Source organism: Zoogloea oleivorans (assembly GCF_008107625.1).
GTDB lineage: Bacteria > Pseudomonadota > Gammaproteobacteria > Burkholderiales > Rhodocyclaceae > Zoogloea > Zoogloea oleivorans.
On record NZ_SDKK01000005.1, the window covers coordinates 107,986 to 123,991 of the forward strand.

The following is a 16,006-nucleotide window of genomic DNA, read 5'->3' on the forward strand; positions in this document are numbered from 1 at the left end:
TTTTTGGATTGTGCGACTGGAAATGCGCCTGATGAATTCTTCAAGACCGCGAAGCCGGGCCTGGCTCTGTGCCGCAGCATTGCTTCTGGCGCTGGCCGGCCCGTCCTGTGTGCTGGCCAAGGCGGGCCCCGAGGCGCCACCATTGCTCCTCGCCGAAGTCCTGCGCGGCGATGTCGATGTGACCCGCTATTGGGTCAGTGAGAAACTCGATGGTGTCCGCGCGGTCTGGGATGGTCATGCGTTGCGCTTTCGCAGCGGTCGCCCGGTGCACGCGCCGGCCTGGTTTGTCGCCGGCTTGCCGCCCGAGCCCCTCGATGGGGAGTTGTGGATTGGCCGTGGCCATTTTGATCAACTGTCCGGCATCGTGCGCCGCAAGCAGGCGCGGGACGAAGACTGGCGGCGGGTGAAATACATGATTTTCGAGCAGCCTGGTGGTGCCGGGATTTTCTCCGAACGTATCGAGCACATTCGCCGCATCGTGGCCCGTGTCGATGTGCCGTGGCTGCAGGCTGTCGAGCAGTTTCGCGTGGCCGATCGGCCAGCCTTGCAGGCGAAGCTCGATGAAGTGGTGGGCAGCGGCGGTGAGGGCCTGATGCTGCACCGGGCCGATGCGCCTTATCTCACCGGCCGCAACGAGGCGCTCCTCAAACTCAAGCCCCTGTTCGATGCCGAGGCGACGGTGATTGCCCATTTGCCGGGCCAGGGGCGGCTGACCGGCATGATGGGGGCGTTGCAGGTGGAAACTGCCGAAGGCGTGCGCTTCGAGATCGGCACCGGCTTCAGCGATGCCGTGCGCCGTGCGCCTCCGCCGGTGGGTACGCTGGTGAGCTTTCAGTATCGGGCGTTGACGAAAGATGGCGTGCCGCGCTTTGCCAGCTATCTGCGTCGTCGGGAGGCTTTTTGAGCGGGATTGTGCTGGTTACCGGAGGACGCGGCTTTATCGGCCGCCGGCTTGTTGTCGCCTTGCGGGCCGATGGTCTGCGTGTGCGTGTGTTGACCCGCGGGCAGCCGGTCGGGCCGGATGAGGTGAGCGGCGATCTGGCTGATCCGGCCGCCCTTGATGCGGCTTGCGCCGGTGTGACGACGGTTTTTCACTGCGCAGGTCACGCCCATGCCTTTGATGCCCTCACTGAGGCCGAGGAGGCGCGCCACTGGCAGGTCAATTACGAAGGCAGCCGGGCTCTCGCCGAAGCGGCGGGACGTGCCGGCGTGCAGTGCCTGGTCTTTCTTTCGAGCGTCAAGGCGCTGGGCGAGCCCGGCGAGGCCTGCATCGACGAGGATTGGCCGGTGCCGCCGGAGTCGGCCTATGGTTGCGCCAAGCGGGCCGCCGAGGATGCGCTGCTGCTGGCTGGCGAGCGTTACGCCATGCGCGTTACCTGTTTGCGTCTGGCCATGGTGTATGGCGCCGGTGGCCGCGGCAATCTTGATCGAATGGCCGCGCTGGTGCGTCGCGGGGTCTTTCCGCCCTTGCCGGAAACTGCCAACCGGCGCTCCCTGGTCCATGTCGCCGATGTGGTGGCGGTGTTGCGCCGGGTGGCCGCCGAGCCCCGCGCGGCAGGGCGGACCTACATCGTGGCGCACCCGGACACGCCGTCAGGGCGCGGTCTTTACGATGCGCTGCGGGTCGTGCTCGGGATGAAGCCGGTGGCCTGGGCCGTGCCCCGCTGGGGGCTGGCGAGCGTGGCCCGCCTGGGGGATCTGATCGCCTCGCTGTCGGGCCGGCGGATGCCCCTCGATAGCGAGGCGCTGGATCGTCTGCTCGGTTCGGCCTGCTACTCGCCGGCCCGCATCGAGGCCGAGCTGGGCTGGCGGGCCGAAGTCGGCCTGGTGGACGGATTGCGGGAGATGCTCGGTGCGCCTTGAATATATCGGGCCGCTGCTGGCCTTTGCCGTTGCCTGGGGGGTGACCTGGCTGTGCTGTCGGCCTGGTTCATGGCTGCATTTTCTCGATCATCCGAATGCGCGCTCCCTGCACGCAAGGCCGACGCCGCGCACAGGGGGTGTCGGGGTGATGACGGGTGTTGTGGCCAGTGGCTTGACCAGTGCGGTGAGCGGTGGCCTGGACAGGTCTGTCGGGGCTGCTCTGGTGGGGGCGCTGCTGCTGGCCGCGCTGGGGCTGGTGGATGATCGGCGCAGTGTGTCGGCGCGTGTACGTCTGCTGGCCCAGTTGCTGGTGGCGGGCGGATTTCTGGTGATGACCGGGCCGACATCCGGCTGGCTGGCGGGCGGGCTGTTCCTCGTTGGTTTGGTGTGGATGGCCAATCTGTACAACTTCATGGATGGTTCGGACGGTCTGGCCGGTGGCATGGCGGTGTTCGGCTTCAGCGCCTTCGCCGTTGCCGCGGGTTTGGCCGGAGAGGCGCCGCTGGCCTGGGTCTGTGCCGGAATCGCGGCCGCTGCGGCGGGTTTTCTGTGCTTCAACTTTCATCCGGCCCGCATCTTCATGGGGGACGTGGGGTCGGTACCGCTGGGTTTTCTGGCCGGCGCGCTTGGCCTGGTGGGCTGTGAGGCGGGTGCCTGGCCCTCGTGGTTTCCGCTGCTGGTGTTCTCGCCGTTCATCGTGGATGCGACGGTTACCCTGCTGCAGCGTGCCCGGCGCGGCGAAAGAGTCTGGCAGGCCCACCGGACTCATTACTACCAGCGCATGGTGCAGATGGGGTTGGGACATCGTGGTACGGCCTTGTCGGCTTACGGTTTGATGCTCGGTGTGGCGTTGTCTGCACTCGGGATTTTGCGGGTGGGGTTTTCGCTGCAGTGCGGCATCATTACAATATGGTTATTCATCTACCTGATCCTGGGCTTCCTGATTGATCGCGCCTGGCGCCGTCATGAGGCAACCGGGGCGCCAAGACCTTGATTAGCAAACCCTATCACCCACTGCTGGTGTACCTGTCGGATGTGATCGGGGTTGGGCTGACCTGGTGGCTGGCTTATCTGATTCGCTTCAATTTCGCGATCCCGGAAGAGTTTCTGCCGGCCTTTGGTGTGGGTATCGGCGTCACGCTTGTCGTGCAGGGCCTGTTGCTGCGTGCCTTCGGCCTGTACCGCGGTGTGTGGGTATTTGCCAGCCTGCCAGATCTGCTCCGGATCGCCCGCGCGGTCGCTGTTGCCGCGGTGCTGACGCCGCTGGTGGTGGTGGTGGCTGTGCGTTATTCCCTTGCCGTGCCCCGGCTGGTTTTCCTGCTGCAGCCGCTGCTGCTGGCGATGTACATGGGGGGCTCGCGGGCCCTCTACCGGACCTGGAAGGAATTCCGTCTTTACGGTGGCCTGCGTGCGCTGGGCAAGCCGGTGATCGTGCTGGGCGCGGGGGATGCCGCGGTCACGCTGGTACGCGAGCTGTCGCGCTCGGCGGAATGGCGGGTGGTTGGTCTGCTCGACGACAATCGTGCCAGCCAGGGCCGCGAGATCTACGGCTGCAAGGTGCTGGGCGTGATCGCCGATCTGGAACGGGTTGCCGAAGAGTTGCGCATCGGTCATGCCATCATCGCCATGCCCAGCGAGCGTCACGAGGTACGCCGGGCGGTGGCGAGTGCCTGCGTCCGGGCCGGCGTCAAGGCGCTGATCGTGCCGGCCATTGCCGACGTGATGACCGGGCGGGTCAGCGTCAGCGAGGTGCGTCAGGTGAATGTGGAGGATCTGCTCGGGCGCGATCCGGTGCATATCAACACCGCGGATGTGCGCGAATATCTGCGCGACAAGGTGGTCATGGTGACCGGCGCCGGTGGCTCCATCGGTTCGGAGCTGTGTCGCCAGATCGCCTGTTTCGAGCCATCGCTGCTGGTGTGCTTCGAAATGAACGAGTTTGCCCTGTACCGGATGACCGAAGAGTTCGCTGCGAATTTTCCGTCCATTCAGGTTGTCGCCCTGGCCGGTGACGTGAAGGATGCGGTTCGGGTGGATGACGTGTTGTGCCGCTATCGCCCCCACGTGATCTTTCATGCCGCCGCGTACAAGCACGTACCGCTGATGGAGGACGACAACGCCTGGCAGGCAGTGCGCAACAACGCCCTCGGAACCTGGCAGATGGCGCGCAGCGCGGTGGCCTATGGGGTTGCCCGTTTCGTGCTGGTGTCCACCGACAAGGCGGTCAATCCCACCAATGTGATGGGCGCTACCAAGCGTCTGGCTGAACAGATCTGCCAGTCCCTGTCCAGCCATGGCAAGACGCAGTTCGAGATTGTCCGTTTCGGTAACGTGCTGGGCAGTGCGGGCAGTGTGATTCCCAAGTTCCAGGAGCAGATTGCCGCTGGCGGGCCGGTGACGGTGACCCATCCCGACATCACCCGCTATTTCATGTCGATTCCCGAGGCCGCCCAGCTGGTTCTGCAGGCCGGCTCGATGGGGCTGGGCGGCGAAATCTTCGTGCTCGACATGGGCGAGCCAGTCAAGATAGCCGAACTGGCCCGCGACATGATTCGGCTTTCCGGGCATTCGGAAGAAGAGATCCGGATCGTTTTTACCGGCTTGCGTGCCGGCGAGAAGCTGTATGAAGAAGTGCTCGCCGATGCCGAGCAGACGCGTGCCACGCACCATCCCAAGCTGCGTATCGCCCGGGCTCAGGCCGTGGACGAGGGCTGGCTGGATGCCCTGCTCCAGTGGTTGCGCCAGCGCCGGGCTGTTGGTGCCGCCGAAGTGCGGCGCGAGTTGCGCCGCTGGGTGCCCGAATATGCCCCGTCCTACCCCGTCACGCCCCAGCTGCAGGTCGTGGATAACCAAGAACCACGTACCGGACACCGAGCCTGACCCATGGCCACTTATGCAATCGGCGATATCCAGGGCTGTTTCACATCCCTGACGGCCCTTCTCAAAAGGGTTGCCTTCGACCCGTCCCACGACCGTCTGTGGCTGGTCGGCGACCTGGTGAACCGCGGCCCTGACTCCCTGCAGACCCTGCGCTTTGTGCGTGATCTGGGGACGGCGGCGGTCACGGTGCTTGGCAATCACGACATCTACCTGCTGATGGTGGCCTACGGGAGCGTCCGCAGCCGGGGCAAGGATGACACCATTCAGAGCGTGCTCGATGCGCCGGACCGGGAGGAACTCCTTGGGTGGTTGCGCACCCGCCCCCTGATGCACGTGGAGAATGGTTTTGCGATGGTGCATGCGGGGCTGCTGCCCGGCTGGACCGTGCCCCAGGCCCGGGCGCTGGCGCGGGAGGTTGAGGGCGCACTGGCCGGGCCCTATCACGTGGATCTGCTCAATCACATGTGGGGCAGCGAGCCCGCCGCCTGGCGCGATGACCTGCAGGACTACGAGCGCATGCGGGTGATCGTCAATGCCATGACGCGCATGCGCTTCTGTACGCCGGATGGCGTCATGGACTTCAAGGTCAAGGGTGAAGTGTCGAAGGCGCCCAAGGGTTACATTCCCTGGTTCGAGGCGCCGGGCCGCAAGAGCGTGGATACACCGGTTGTGTTCGGCCACTGGTCGGCTCTCGGGCTGCGCATCGAGTCCAACCTGCTGGCGCTCGATTCCGGTTGCCTGTGGGGGCGCGAACTGACGGCGGTGCGTCTGGAGGACCGCAAGGTGTTCCAGGTGGCCTGCCCGGGCCTGACCCACGGCAAGCTCAAGCCGTCCTGAATCCTAGTCTTCGAGGCGTGCCACGATCGCCTCCCGGGCGGCGTGGGCGAGGGCCCGGCGATCCGGCAGGTCGATCGTCGGCATGGGCGGCGCGACGCGAATCCGCGCCACGATCTCCGGTTCCGCAACAATGGCCCTGATGCATTCCAGCAGGCTCACGTCGTCGTCGTAGGCGGCGGCGCGCGTGAAGCTGCCATCCGGCAGGCGGTAGGCGATGGCCAGCGGCTGGATTATCGCACCGGCCCGGATGGCCGGCTGCAGCAGCGCCGCATGGAAACCCAGCACATGGCTGCCGTCGGTGGTGGTGCCTTCCGGAAAAATCGCCACATGGCGCTGGCGGCCCAGCAGGGCACCGATTTCGGCGTTCACGATTCTCGCGTGGCCGCGACTGCCCCGACGCAGGAAGACCGTTTCGTTTCGTGAGGCCAGCCAGCCGATCAGCGGCCAGTTCCGGACTTCTGCCTTGGAGACGAAGGCGGCCGGATAGGCGGCGTTGATGACGAAGACGTCCAGCCAGGAGATGTGATTGGCGACCAGCAGGCTTCCCGGGTCGACGAAGGGCGCGTCGGTGACCAGGCGCACGCCGAGAATTTTCAGTAGCCGGGCCGACCAGCGCTGCTTGAAGCGCAACTGGCGGGTGGGCGTGATGAACGGGTAGCTGAGCGCCGTGGTGCCAAGCCCGTGCAGCAGGTGACCTGCCAGGCGGGCGTAGCGGATAAAGCGCGTGAGGCGGTGGGTGGGGCTGGCGGGTTTCAGTCCTTGCGTCCCATGAAGTGTTTGGCGTAGCGGGCATCGAGCCGGGAAACCGGCAGCAGGATGGGCAGGTCGGCCGTGTTGAAATCGGGATCCCAGGCCGGTTCGCCGCAAATCCAGGCACCGGCCCGCAGGTAACCCTTGATGAGGGGCGGCGTGTCGGCGTCGAGATCCTGGCGCAAGGCCTGAAGGGGCAGCGGGGTACGCGGGAAAACGCGGTACTCGAGGGGGCAGAGATGCTCTTCCTTGAGACGATTATACAGACTGGCCGCCGTGTGCCCGCCGTCGGCCATGCTGATCGAGGCGCAGCCGGTCAGGTAGTCGTAGTTGTTCTCAAGCATGTAGCGGGCGAGACCAGCCCACAGCAGGGTGATGACGGCGCCGGAACGGTAGTCGGCATCGATGCAGGAGCGGCCGATCTCCACCATGCGCTCGCGCAAGTGACGCAGGCGGGTCAGGTCGAACTCGCTCTCGGAATAGTAGCTGCCCACTTCCCGCGCGGCGCTTGGCGACAGGATGCGATAGGTACCGACGATGCGTCCGGCGTCCTCGTCACGCACGATCAGGTGATCGCAGAAGGCGTCATACAGGTCGCGATCCACACCCGGCGTGCGGCTCGGCAGGCGGGCACCCATTTCGTCGGCGAATACCCGGTAGCGCAGCTTCTGGGCCTCCAGTATCTCGGTGGGGCAGCTGGCAAGGCCCACGTGCAGGTTGCGACCGGGGCGGTGGGCGACTTGTTGTTCCTTGTGCAGCATGGCGGAATCCTCGTTGGGTTTCCGCGCATTGTGGAAATGCTGCGTTGCGACGCCGTGAAGGGGTGGTTACGGGTATGTGACGCACAGCCGCCCCGCATGAAAAAAGGGGACCATGACGGCCCCCTTTCTGGCGCTGCGAGATGTCGCTCAGCGAGTCACGCGGGTGGTGCGGCCGTCCTGCAGCAGGCGAATTCGTTCGCCGGGCTTGAAGCCTTCGCCGCCGTCTTCCTGGATGATCGCCAGCATTTCCCCGTTGTCCATCTTGACGGTGACTTCCACGCCCTGCTTGCGGGTCATGCCTTCTTCGGCGGCCGCGCCGGCCATGCCGCCAACCACCGCGCCCACTACGGCGGCAATGGCGGAGCCCTTGCCGCCGCCCACCGTGCTGCCGGCGATGCCGCCAACCGCTGCGCCGCCGAGGGTGCCGATTGGCGAGTTGGTGCCTTCCAGCTTGACCAGACGGACGCTTTCGATGACGCCCATGCGCACATTCATGACGCGTCGGGTTTCAGCCCGTTCGTAGTCTCCGCCGCCGAGGCCGGAAGCGCAGCCCGTGACAGTCACGGCGGCCAGCAGGGCCAAGGTCAGATTGAGAACTCGCATTTTTCTTCCTTTCACCACAGGGTTGATCCAAAGGCTGTCCGATAGGCATCGCCGATTTCGTCCCGGCTGGGGGCGTGATTTTGCCCGCCGCGGTGGGCTATTTTGATGGCACCCATCAGGGAGGCAAGGCGCCCGGTCTGTTCCCAGTCGAGGCCTTGCTCGATGCCATAGAGCAGACCGGCTCGGTAGGCATCTCCGCAGCCGGTCGGGTCTTCGAGGCGGCCTGCAGCAGCACAGGGAATGTCGATCTTGCGTCCGTCGGTGTGGATCTCCGAGCCTTCTCCACCGCGGGTCACGATCAGAGCCTTTACCTCGTCGGCCAGGGATTCGATGGTGCGACCGGTGCGTTCGCACAGCAGGCGCGCTTCATAGTCGTTGACCGTGCAGTAGTCGGCCAGTTGCAGGCAGGCGAGAAGTTCTTCGCCGTTGAACATGGGCAGGCCCTGGCCTGGATCGAAAACGAAGGGGATGCCGGCCTCGGCGAACTGGCGGGCGTGTTCGAGCATGCCATCGCGGCCATCCGGCGAGACGATGCCCAGCGTCACGCCCTGGGTGTGCTCCACCTTGTTGAGGTGGGAGTGGACCATCGCTCCGGGGTGGAAGGCGGTGATCTGGTTGTCGTCCAGGTCAGTGGTGATGAAGGCCTGGGCCGTGAAGCTGCCGGGTACCTGGGTGACGTGGGTGCGGGACAGGCCGAGGCGGTCCAGGCGCTCCAGGTAGGGTGCCGCGTCGTCGCCAACGGTGGCCATGATCAGGGCTTCGCCACCGAGCAATTGCAGGTTGTAGGCGATGTTGCCGGCACAGCCGCCAAACTCGCGCCGCATTTCCGGCACGAGGAAGGAGACGTTCAGGATGTGGATCTGCTCGGGCAGGATGTGGTTCTTGAAGCGGTCATGGAACACCATGATCGAGTCGAAGGCGATGGAGCCGCAGATAAGTGTGGACATGGGCGCAGGGCAATTGGGCGAATGGATTGCGGCCGGGGGAGACGCTCGTTTCCCCCGGCCGGTCAGGGGTAAAAGGCGTACACGCGATAACCTGCTGCCGCCACACCCGGTGCTTCAAAGGTGACCCGTGTGACCACTTCGCGCCGTGCCGGGAAAGCATCCCTGGGGGCGTCGGTGGGCAGCCACTGAATGGGTTCTAGGACGCGTCGGACGAGGGCCTTGTCGCGGGCATCGGTGAGCGTGATTTCGAGGTGCGGCCAGGCTTGCTGGAATTCAGCTCGATTGCGCAGGGTGGCATGCAGCGTGAAGAAGGCTTCCCGGCCGGCGTCGGGCTGGATGTCGGAGCTTTCGATGGCGATGGCGGCGGGGTCGCGGGGCAGGGGGAGCTCGCAGCCCAGGCCGGCACACAGGCTTTCCATGAAGGGCCGCATCTGCGGTGTGGACTGGACGATCTCGTCGCGTAAGACCAGAACCCCCTGGGCGAGCAGGGCGAGGAACAGCAGTGTTGCGCCCGCCGACCACGCGGCCTGCCTGAGGGCCGGTGAGACACCGCTTTCCTCGCTGACGGCGGGTGCGTCAGCCGGGTCTTCTTCGGGCTCCTCCTCAATCGGCAGCGCAGGTTCATCGCTCCGATGGGGTCTGGCGAGCGGGCTTATGAGTGGCTGGGTGACGTCCCGGGTGTGGATCAGGGCGTCGAAATCCACCGGGCCTTGGTGGGTGTCCGGCAGGGGCGGCGCTGTTTCGAAAGGTTGGGGGGCGGGAACCTCTTCGATCGCCCGCGGTGTTTCGTCGTCGGGGAGCGGAAATTCCATGGCCGGGGCGAAGATGTCTTCGGCTTCGGTGTCCGCCGGCGGCCATTCCTGTGCGGCTTCTGCGCCGATTTCCCCGGTGGGCTCCAGCCACTCTGCGTCGTCCTGGTGTGCGGCGAAGGCGGGTTCCTCCCGGAATTCCGGCTCGGTGTCCTCCTGAAGGAGAAACGTGGGCGGCTCGTTCGGGAACTCGGTGTCGACGGGGGGCAGTGGCGGGATGTCTATGGCCAGAGGCGCCGCGGGCTCGGTCGCTTCGGCGGGTGCGTCGATCTCGGGCGGCCAGGTGTAATCGTCGCTGACCGTGGCTTCCACGGGGGGCGGAACTTCTTCGTCCGGCAGTTTTTCTTCGAGAACGAAGAGGGATGTTTCGATGCCGGTGGGCAGGATGACTGGCGCGGGTGTCGCGTCGGCGAGCGGACTTTCGTCGACGACGGACTCCAGCGCGTTGAAGGCATGATTGCACTGACCGCAGCGCACTCGTCCCTGACGCGCGCTCAATTGCTCGGGGCGCACCCGGAAGGTGGTGGAGCACGCCGGGCAGCGCGCGAGGATCATGACACCGCTTGTTCCGGCCGTTCGCCCTGCAGGCGCACCCAGCCGTCAAAGGTGGCGCCGACCGTGAGGGCGATGTAGGGCGCGTAGGCTGCGATGACATCCTCGGCCTGGGCTTCCAGTACGCCTGACAGCGCGAGCCGTCCGCCGGGGGCGACGCGGGCGGCCAGCAGTGGTGCCAGCATCTTGAGCGGATTGGTCAGGATGTTGGCGACGACCCGCTGGAAGGTGCCCTCGAGGGGCTTGGCGGAAACCTGCAGATGCAGGCTGACACCGTTGCTGGCGGCGTTGTTGGCCGCGGTTTCGACGGCTTTCTCGTCGATATCCACACCGGTCACTTCGCCGGCGCCCAGCTTGACTGCGGCAATTCCCAGGATGCCGGAGCCGCAGCCGTAATCGAGCACGCTGACGCCGGGCTGGGTGTTGTCGGTGAGCCACTCGAGGCATAGCCGGGTGGTCGGGTGGGAGCCCGTGCCGAAGGCCATGCCTGGGTCGAGGACCAGGTTGATCGCGCCGGCGTCGGGGGCGACGTGCCACGAGGGCACGATCCACAGATGCTCGGTGATGCGGATCGGATCGAACTGGCTCTGGGTCAGTTGCACCCAGTTCTGTTCTTCCACCTCTTCGATGGTGAAGGGCGGTACCGTCTTGAGCCCTACCGCCGCCGAGGCGGTAGCCAGGGCCTGGGCGAGGTCGGTGTCGGTGTCGAACAGGGCTACCACGCGGCTGTGGTCCCACAGGCTGGCCGGGGACATGCCCGGTTCGCCGAACTGGGGTTTTTCCGCGTCGGTGCCGGCGTCCGCGTCGTCGATACTGACCGACAGCGCGCCATGTTCCATGAGTGCTTCAGAGAGGGCTTCGGCGCGCGTGGCGTCAGCCTGCAGGATGACCGATAACCACATCAGGTTTTGCTCACTTCGTTGCGCCCGGCCAGCTTGTGCTCGAGGTAGTGAATGCTTGTGCCACCCTCGACGAAGCGGGCGTCGAGCATCAGTTCCTGGTGCAGCGGAATGTTGGTCTTGATGCCTTCGACGAGCATCTCGGACAGGGCGATGCGCATGCGGCGGATGGCCTGATCGCGGGTGTCGCCATAGGCGATCAGCTTGCCGATCATCGAGTCGTAGTGCTGCGGCACGGTGTAACCGTTGTACACGTGGGAATCGACGCGGATGCCGGGGCCGCCGGGGACGTGCCAGTTGCTGATCTTGCCCGGGCAGGGAGTGAACTTGAACGGGTCTTCGGCGTTGATCCGGCATTCCACGGCGTGACCGCGGAATTCGATGTCTTTCTGCTTGTAACGCAGTTTCTGGCCGGCGGCGACGCGGATCTGTTCCTGCACGATGTCGACCCCGGTGATGAGTTCGGTGACCGGGTGCTCGACCTGGACCCGGGTGTTCATCTCGATGAAGTAGAACTCGCCGTTCTCGTAGAGGAATTCGAAGGTGCCGGCGCCCCGGTAGCCGATCTTGCGGCAGGCTTCGGCGCAGCGCTCGCCGATGCGCAGGATGTGGCGGCGTTCGATGCCGGGAGCGGGCGCTTCCTCGATGACTTTCTGGTGGCGGCGCTGCATGGAGCAATCGCGCTCGCCCAGGTGGATGGCGCTGCCGTGCTGGTCGGCAAGAATCTGGATTTCCACGTGACGCGGATTTTCCAGGAACTTTTCCATGTACACGACCGGATTGCCGAAGAAGGCACCGGCTTCGGAACGGGTCGTGGTGACGGCGTTGAGCAGCGCGGCTTCGGTGTGCACCACGCGCATGCCGCGGCCGCCACCGCCACCGGCCGCCTTGATGATCACTGGGTAACCAACGGCACGGGCGATCTTGACGATCTCCTTCGGGTCTTCCGGCAGGGCGCCTTCGGAGCCCGGCACGCAGGGCACGCCGGCAGCCTTCATGGCGTCTTTCGCCGAAACCTTGTCGCCCATCAGGCGGATGGTTTCGGCGCGGGGGCCGATGAAGACGAAGCCGGATTGCTCGACCCGCTCGGCGAAGTCGGCGTTCTCGGAGAGAAAACCGTAGCCCGGGTGGATGGCCTCCGAGTCGGTGACTTCAGCGGCGGAAATCAGCGCCGGGATGTTCAGGTAGCTCAGCGTGGACGAGGCCGGGCCGATGCACACGGATTCGTCGGCCAGCTTGACGTACTTGGCCTCGGCGTCGGGCTCGGAATGGACCGCGACGGTCTTGATGCCGAGTTCGCGGCAGGCTCGCAGCACGCGGAGGGCAATTTCGCCCCGGTTGGCGATGAGGATCTTCTCGAACATGGCCATGGCTCAGCCGATGATGAAGAGGGGTTCGCCGTACTCCACGGGTTCGCCGTTTTCGACCAGGATGGCCTTGATGACGCCAGTGCCGTCCGATTCGATTTCGTTCATGAGCTTCATCGCTTCGATGATGCACAGGGGGTCGCCGAGCGAGACGTTCTGGCCGACTTCCACCAGGGCCTTGCCGCCGGGGGCGCTGGAGCGGTAGAAGGTGCCGACCATCGGCGACTTGACCACGTGGCCTTCGGGCAGGGCCGGTTCGGCCGGAGCCGCGGGGGCGGCAGCAGGTGCTGCGACCATCTGCTGGGCAGCGGGTGCTTGGGTGACGTAATTGACCGGGGCGGGGCCGGTGACATGCTTGGCGATGCGGACCTTTTCCTCGCCTTCGGTGACTTCCAGCTCGGAGATGCCGGATTCCTGGACCAGGTCGATCAATTTCTTGAGCTTGCGAAGATCCATAGTATTCCCCTTGATGTATTGGGCGGCTCGCCGGACGGCGGGCCTGCCGATGTCTGATTTAGCCGCGAGCGGCGCGGAGACGGGCGAGGGCGAACTCGAGGGCGAGTTGGTAGCCCTGGGCGCCCAGTCCGCAGATCACTCCGACAGCCTTGTCGGAAAAGTAGGAGTGATGACGGAACGGCTCGCGGGCGTGGATATTGGACAGATGCACTTCGACGTACGGAATGTCGACCCCGGCCAAGGCGTCCCGCAGCGCAACGCTGGTATGGGTGTAGCCGGCCGGGTTGATGATGATGAAATCGACCCCTTCAGCGCTGGCCGCCTGGACCCGGTCGATCAGTTCGCCTTCGTGGTTGCTCTGGAAGGATTCCAGCAGGACCGCGTCGGCCTTGGCCCGGCTCTCCATGGCGAGATGGATGTCGGAGAGGGTGGTGAGCCCGTAGATGCCGGGTTCACGGCGACCGAGCAAATTGAGGTTGGGGCCATGCAGAACGAGAATGCGGTGCTGCGGCAGGTCCTCGGGGCTGGCTTCCTGGGTGCGATTTTTCCGCGTCATGTGTGCAAGTTTGCCGTAATTCGACGCAATTTGTCCACCTTGGACGGCTTTCCCGGCTTATCGGGGTTGGCTCAGTCCGGCCAGTTTGCGATCAAGTTCGTCCTCGGAGAGGGCTCCGAGCTTGATCTGGCTGATGGCGCCATTTTTGTCGATGATCAATGTAAAGGGAAGGCCCTGGGAGGCATTGCCGAGTTCTTCGGTGAGTTGAACCACGGCTGGCGAGGCGATCACCAGCGGATAGCTGACTTTCTGCGCCGTCTGGAAGTTGCTGACGTTCTTCTCCGTATCGATGCTGATCCCTACGAACTGAACGCCCTTGTCGGCGTATTTCTGGCTCATCGCCGAAAAGGCCGGGATTTCCTTGCGGCAGGGCGGGCACCAGGTGGCCCAGAAGTTAACTACCAGCACCTTGCCCTTCCATTGGGCGAGGGGCTGCTTGACGCCCTTGGTGTCGGGCAGTTCAAGGGCCAGCAGCTTGGCGAGGGCTGCACTTTGTGCTGGAGAGGCCGCTGCCACAGGGGCCTCCTTGCGGGCGTAGAGAACGCCGGCGCCGCCGGCAAGCAGGGCCACGAGGGGGACGAGAACGAAGGAGATTCCGCGATTCATGGAGGGGTATTGGCCGCAGCCGGAGTTTCATTGACGAGGGCTTCGACGCCGGAAAGACGGGCGCGTTCCATCTGTCGGGCGCCGTGGGGGCGGCGATGGAGGCGTTCTGCGTCCTGGGCGTAGATGCGCAGCTTGACGGGGATCTCGTCCCAGTCGAAGACCAGGATGGCCTCCGGGGCGTCCGGCTGGTTGCGACGCGGCTCCTTGTGTTCGTAAGCCACGTCCTGGTTGAGGAAGAAGATTTCCACTTCCTTGGCGCTTTCGGGAAACAGGTCGATTTCGATTTCCGAATAGCGTCCGGCGGTGCCTTCCAGCACGGCACCGACAAGATAGGGGCGGAAGGGCTCCAGTTCGCGCATGATTTCGATGGCCGCCAGACGCATCACATGCTGGCGTTCCAGGTGTTCTTCGTCCTGGAAAACAGCCAGGTAGGTGCGGACTTCCGCTTCGATCTCGGCGTTGTTGGGGAGCTCGTCGGCGTTGCTGGCGCCCAGTTGGCGGGCGGCCTTGCGCTTGGCAAAGCCATAATCGTTGATGCCGTCTTCGGCGATCATGCGCGCCGCCAGGGCGGCGATTTCGCGGCGCAGGTTGCCGCGGTTCAGAACGACAGGGCGCGGCATGGCGGTCGGTGCTCCCCGTTCGATTAGAATGTCCTCCATTCTACACACGACTGTTGCGGCGCTGTTTCGGCCGCGCTCACGGACTACATGCACATTCACATTCTCGGGATCTGCGGCACCTTCATGGGTGGCGTGGCCTTGCTGGCGCGCGCCGCCGGCCACACCGTGACGGGCTGCGATGCCAACGTCTATCCGCCGATGAGCACCCAGCTGGAGGAGCAGGGCATCGGCCTGGTCGAAGGCTATGGGGTCGACCAGCTGAAGCTGAGTCCGGATGTTTTCGTTGTTGGCAATGCGATTTCCCGCGGTAATCCGCTGCTCGAGGAAATTCTCGACAAGGGCCTGCCCTATGTGTCCGGCCCCCAGTGGCTGGCCGAGAACGTACTGCAGGGGCGCTGGGTGCTGGCGGTGGCCGGCACGCACGGCAAGACCACGACGACGTCGCTGCTGGCGTGGATCCTGGAGGACGCGGGTCTCAATCCGGGCTTTCTGGTGGGTGGCGTGCCGAAGAACTTCGGATTGTCGGCGCGGCTTACCGAGTCACCCTTCTTCGTCATTGAGGCCGACGAGTACGACACGGCCTTCTGCGACAAGCGCTCCAAGTTTGTTCACTATCGCCCGCGCACGGCGATCCTGAACAACCTCGAATTCGATCATGCCGATATTTTCGCTGATCTGGCGGCGATCGAGACTCAATTCCATCATTTGGTGCGGATCGTGCCGAAATCTGGCCGAATCATCGCCAATGCGGCCGAGGAAACCCTGCCGCGGGTGATTGCGCGCGGTTGCTGGTCCGAGCTGGAGTGGTTCAACGACGCGGCGGGCTGGTCAGTGGCCGAAGGTTCGGTGGAGGATGAAGTGGTGGTGCGCTTCCGCGGCAAGGAGATCGGCCGCCAGCGGCTGCCCCTGTCCGGCCGCCATAACCGGGCGAACGCGCTGGCGGCCATCGCCGCGGCGCGTCACGTGGGCGTCACGCCTGAAGTGGCGCTCGACGCGCTGACCCGTTTTGAGGGCGTCAAACGTCGTTTGGAGCTGCGTGGCACCGTGCGCGGCGTGGCGGTGTATGACGACTTTGCCCATCACCCGACGGCGATCACCCTCACCGTCGAAGGCCTGCGCCGCCAGGTGGGTAAGGCGCGCATCCTCGCGGTGCTCGAGCCGCGCTCCAACACGATGAAGCTGGGCGTGATGAAGGATCAGCTGCCGGCCAGCCTGACCGAGGCCGACAAGGTCTTCTGCTACGGGGCCAACCTGGGTTGGGACGCCCGTGAGGCGCTGGCGCCGATCGCCGGCAAGACGCTCGTCGAGGATGATCTGGACGCGCTGGTGGCGGCCATCGTTGCCGAGGCGCAAGACGGTGATCGCATTCTGGTCATGAGCAACGGTGGTTTTGGCGGCATTCACGGCAAGCTGCTGGTGGCCCTGGGCGGCTGAAACGACGCTTCCTCCCACGCCTCATCTCAAGGCCCGCTGCGTTCCAGCGGGCCTTTTTGCTTCTGC

17 protein-coding genes are annotated in these 16,006 nt (G+C 65.0%); 6 read left to right on the forward strand and 11 right to left on the reverse strand.

Features of this window, described 5'->3' with window-relative positions:
- The first annotated feature begins 31 nt into the window (after window positions 1-31).
- The 5 genes from ETQ85_RS06510 to ETQ85_RS06530 are packed head-to-tail and all read left to right on the forward strand — an operon-like array spanning window position 32 to window position 5,580.
- The gene (locus ETQ85_RS06510) at window positions 32-904 is read left to right on the forward strand and encodes a DNA ligase (RefSeq protein WP_148578244.1); all 873 of its coding nucleotides are present in this window, start codon (window positions 32-34) and stop codon (window positions 902-904) included.
- Window positions 901-1,863, forward strand: a complete 963-nt coding sequence (locus ETQ85_RS06515; RefSeq protein WP_148578245.1) for an NAD-dependent epimerase/dehydratase family protein — start codon at window positions 901-903, stop codon at window positions 1,861-1,863. Before ETQ85_RS06510 ends, ETQ85_RS06515 begins: the two co-directional genes overlap by 4 nt.
- A complete protein-coding gene (locus ETQ85_RS06520; RefSeq protein WP_222862087.1) occupies window positions 1,853-2,857 on the forward strand; it encodes an MraY family glycosyltransferase in 1,005 nt (334 codons plus the stop codon). The genes ETQ85_RS06515 and ETQ85_RS06520 overlap by 11 nt, the downstream gene beginning before the upstream one ends.
- On the forward strand, window positions 2,854-4,743 hold the full coding sequence (locus tag ETQ85_RS06525; protein WP_148578246.1) for a polysaccharide biosynthesis protein: 1,890 nt from the start codon (window positions 2,854-2,856) through the stop codon (window positions 4,741-4,743). The genes ETQ85_RS06520 and ETQ85_RS06525 overlap by 4 nt, the downstream gene beginning before the upstream one ends.
- A gap of 3 nt (window positions 4,744-4,746) precedes the next feature.
- Complete coding sequence (locus ETQ85_RS06530) at window positions 4,747-5,580, forward strand: symmetrical bis(5'-nucleosyl)-tetraphosphatase (protein WP_148578247.1); 834 nt, start codon at window positions 4,747-4,749, stop codon at window positions 5,578-5,580.
- 3 nt (window positions 5,581-5,583) lie between these two features.
- Here ETQ85_RS06530 and ETQ85_RS06535 read toward each other — a convergent pair whose 3' ends face one another.
- The 11 genes from ETQ85_RS06535 to ETQ85_RS06585 form a co-directional block, all read right to left on the reverse strand.
- Window positions 5,584-6,210, reverse strand: a complete 627-nt coding sequence (locus ETQ85_RS06535) for a lysophospholipid acyltransferase family protein (RefSeq protein WP_246128651.1) — start codon at window positions 6,208-6,210, stop codon at window positions 5,584-5,586.
- Window positions 6,211-6,332: 122 nt separating this feature from the next.
- Entirely contained in the window at window positions 6,333-7,091 is a 759-nt protein-coding gene (locus tag ETQ85_RS06540; protein ID WP_148578248.1) for a GNAT family N-acetyltransferase, read from the reverse strand.
- Window positions 7,092-7,238: 147 nt separating this feature from the next.
- A complete protein-coding gene (locus ETQ85_RS06545) occupies window positions 7,239-7,694 on the reverse strand; it encodes an outer membrane lipoprotein (RefSeq protein WP_148578249.1) in 456 nt (151 codons plus the stop codon).
- A gap of 11 nt (window positions 7,695-7,705) precedes the next feature.
- Window positions 7,706-8,641, reverse strand: a complete 936-nt coding sequence (locus tag ETQ85_RS06550; protein ID WP_148578250.1) for a carbohydrate kinase family protein — start codon at window positions 8,639-8,641, stop codon at window positions 7,706-7,708.
- 62 nt (window positions 8,642-8,703) lie between these two features.
- Entirely contained in the window at window positions 8,704-10,005 is a 1,302-nt protein-coding gene (locus tag ETQ85_RS06555; RefSeq protein WP_148578251.1) for a zinc-ribbon and DUF3426 domain-containing protein, read from the reverse strand.
- Window positions 10,002-10,904, reverse strand: coding sequence for a 50S ribosomal protein L11 methyltransferase (gene prmA / locus ETQ85_RS06560; RefSeq protein WP_148578252.1), 903 nt, complete (start codon window positions 10,902-10,904; stop codon window positions 10,002-10,004). Before prmA ends, ETQ85_RS06555 begins: the two co-directional genes overlap by 4 nt.
- A complete protein-coding gene (gene accC, locus ETQ85_RS06565) occupies window positions 10,904-12,265 on the reverse strand; it encodes an acetyl-CoA carboxylase biotin carboxylase subunit (RefSeq protein WP_148578253.1) in 1,362 nt (453 codons plus the stop codon). Before accC ends, prmA begins: the two co-directional genes overlap by 1 nt.
- A 9-nt stretch (window positions 12,266-12,274) precedes the next feature.
- On the reverse strand, window positions 12,275-12,724 hold the full coding sequence (accB, locus tag ETQ85_RS06570) for an acetyl-CoA carboxylase biotin carboxyl carrier protein (protein WP_148578254.1): 450 nt from the start codon (window positions 12,722-12,724) through the stop codon (window positions 12,275-12,277).
- A gap of 58 nt (window positions 12,725-12,782) precedes the next feature.
- A complete protein-coding gene (aroQ, locus tag ETQ85_RS06575; protein WP_148578255.1) occupies window positions 12,783-13,280 on the reverse strand; it encodes a type II 3-dehydroquinate dehydratase in 498 nt (165 codons plus the stop codon).
- Between the two features lie 57 nt (window positions 13,281-13,337).
- On the reverse strand, window positions 13,338-13,886 hold the full coding sequence (locus ETQ85_RS06580; RefSeq protein WP_148578256.1) for a TlpA family protein disulfide reductase: 549 nt from the start codon (window positions 13,884-13,886) through the stop codon (window positions 13,338-13,340).
- Entirely contained in the window at window positions 13,883-14,440 is a 558-nt protein-coding gene (locus ETQ85_RS06585; RefSeq protein ID WP_246128668.1) for a hypothetical protein, read from the reverse strand. The genes ETQ85_RS06580 and ETQ85_RS06585 overlap by 4 nt, the downstream gene beginning before the upstream one ends.
- Window positions 14,441-14,593: 153 nt before the next feature.
- Between ETQ85_RS06585 and mpl the strand changes: the two genes are divergently transcribed.
- Entirely contained in the window at window positions 14,594-15,940 is a 1,347-nt protein-coding gene (gene mpl, locus ETQ85_RS06590; RefSeq protein WP_148578257.1) for a UDP-N-acetylmuramate:L-alanyl-gamma-D-glutamyl-meso-diaminopimelate ligase, read from the forward strand.
- The last annotated feature ends 66 nt before the right edge of the window (window positions 15,941-16,006 follow it).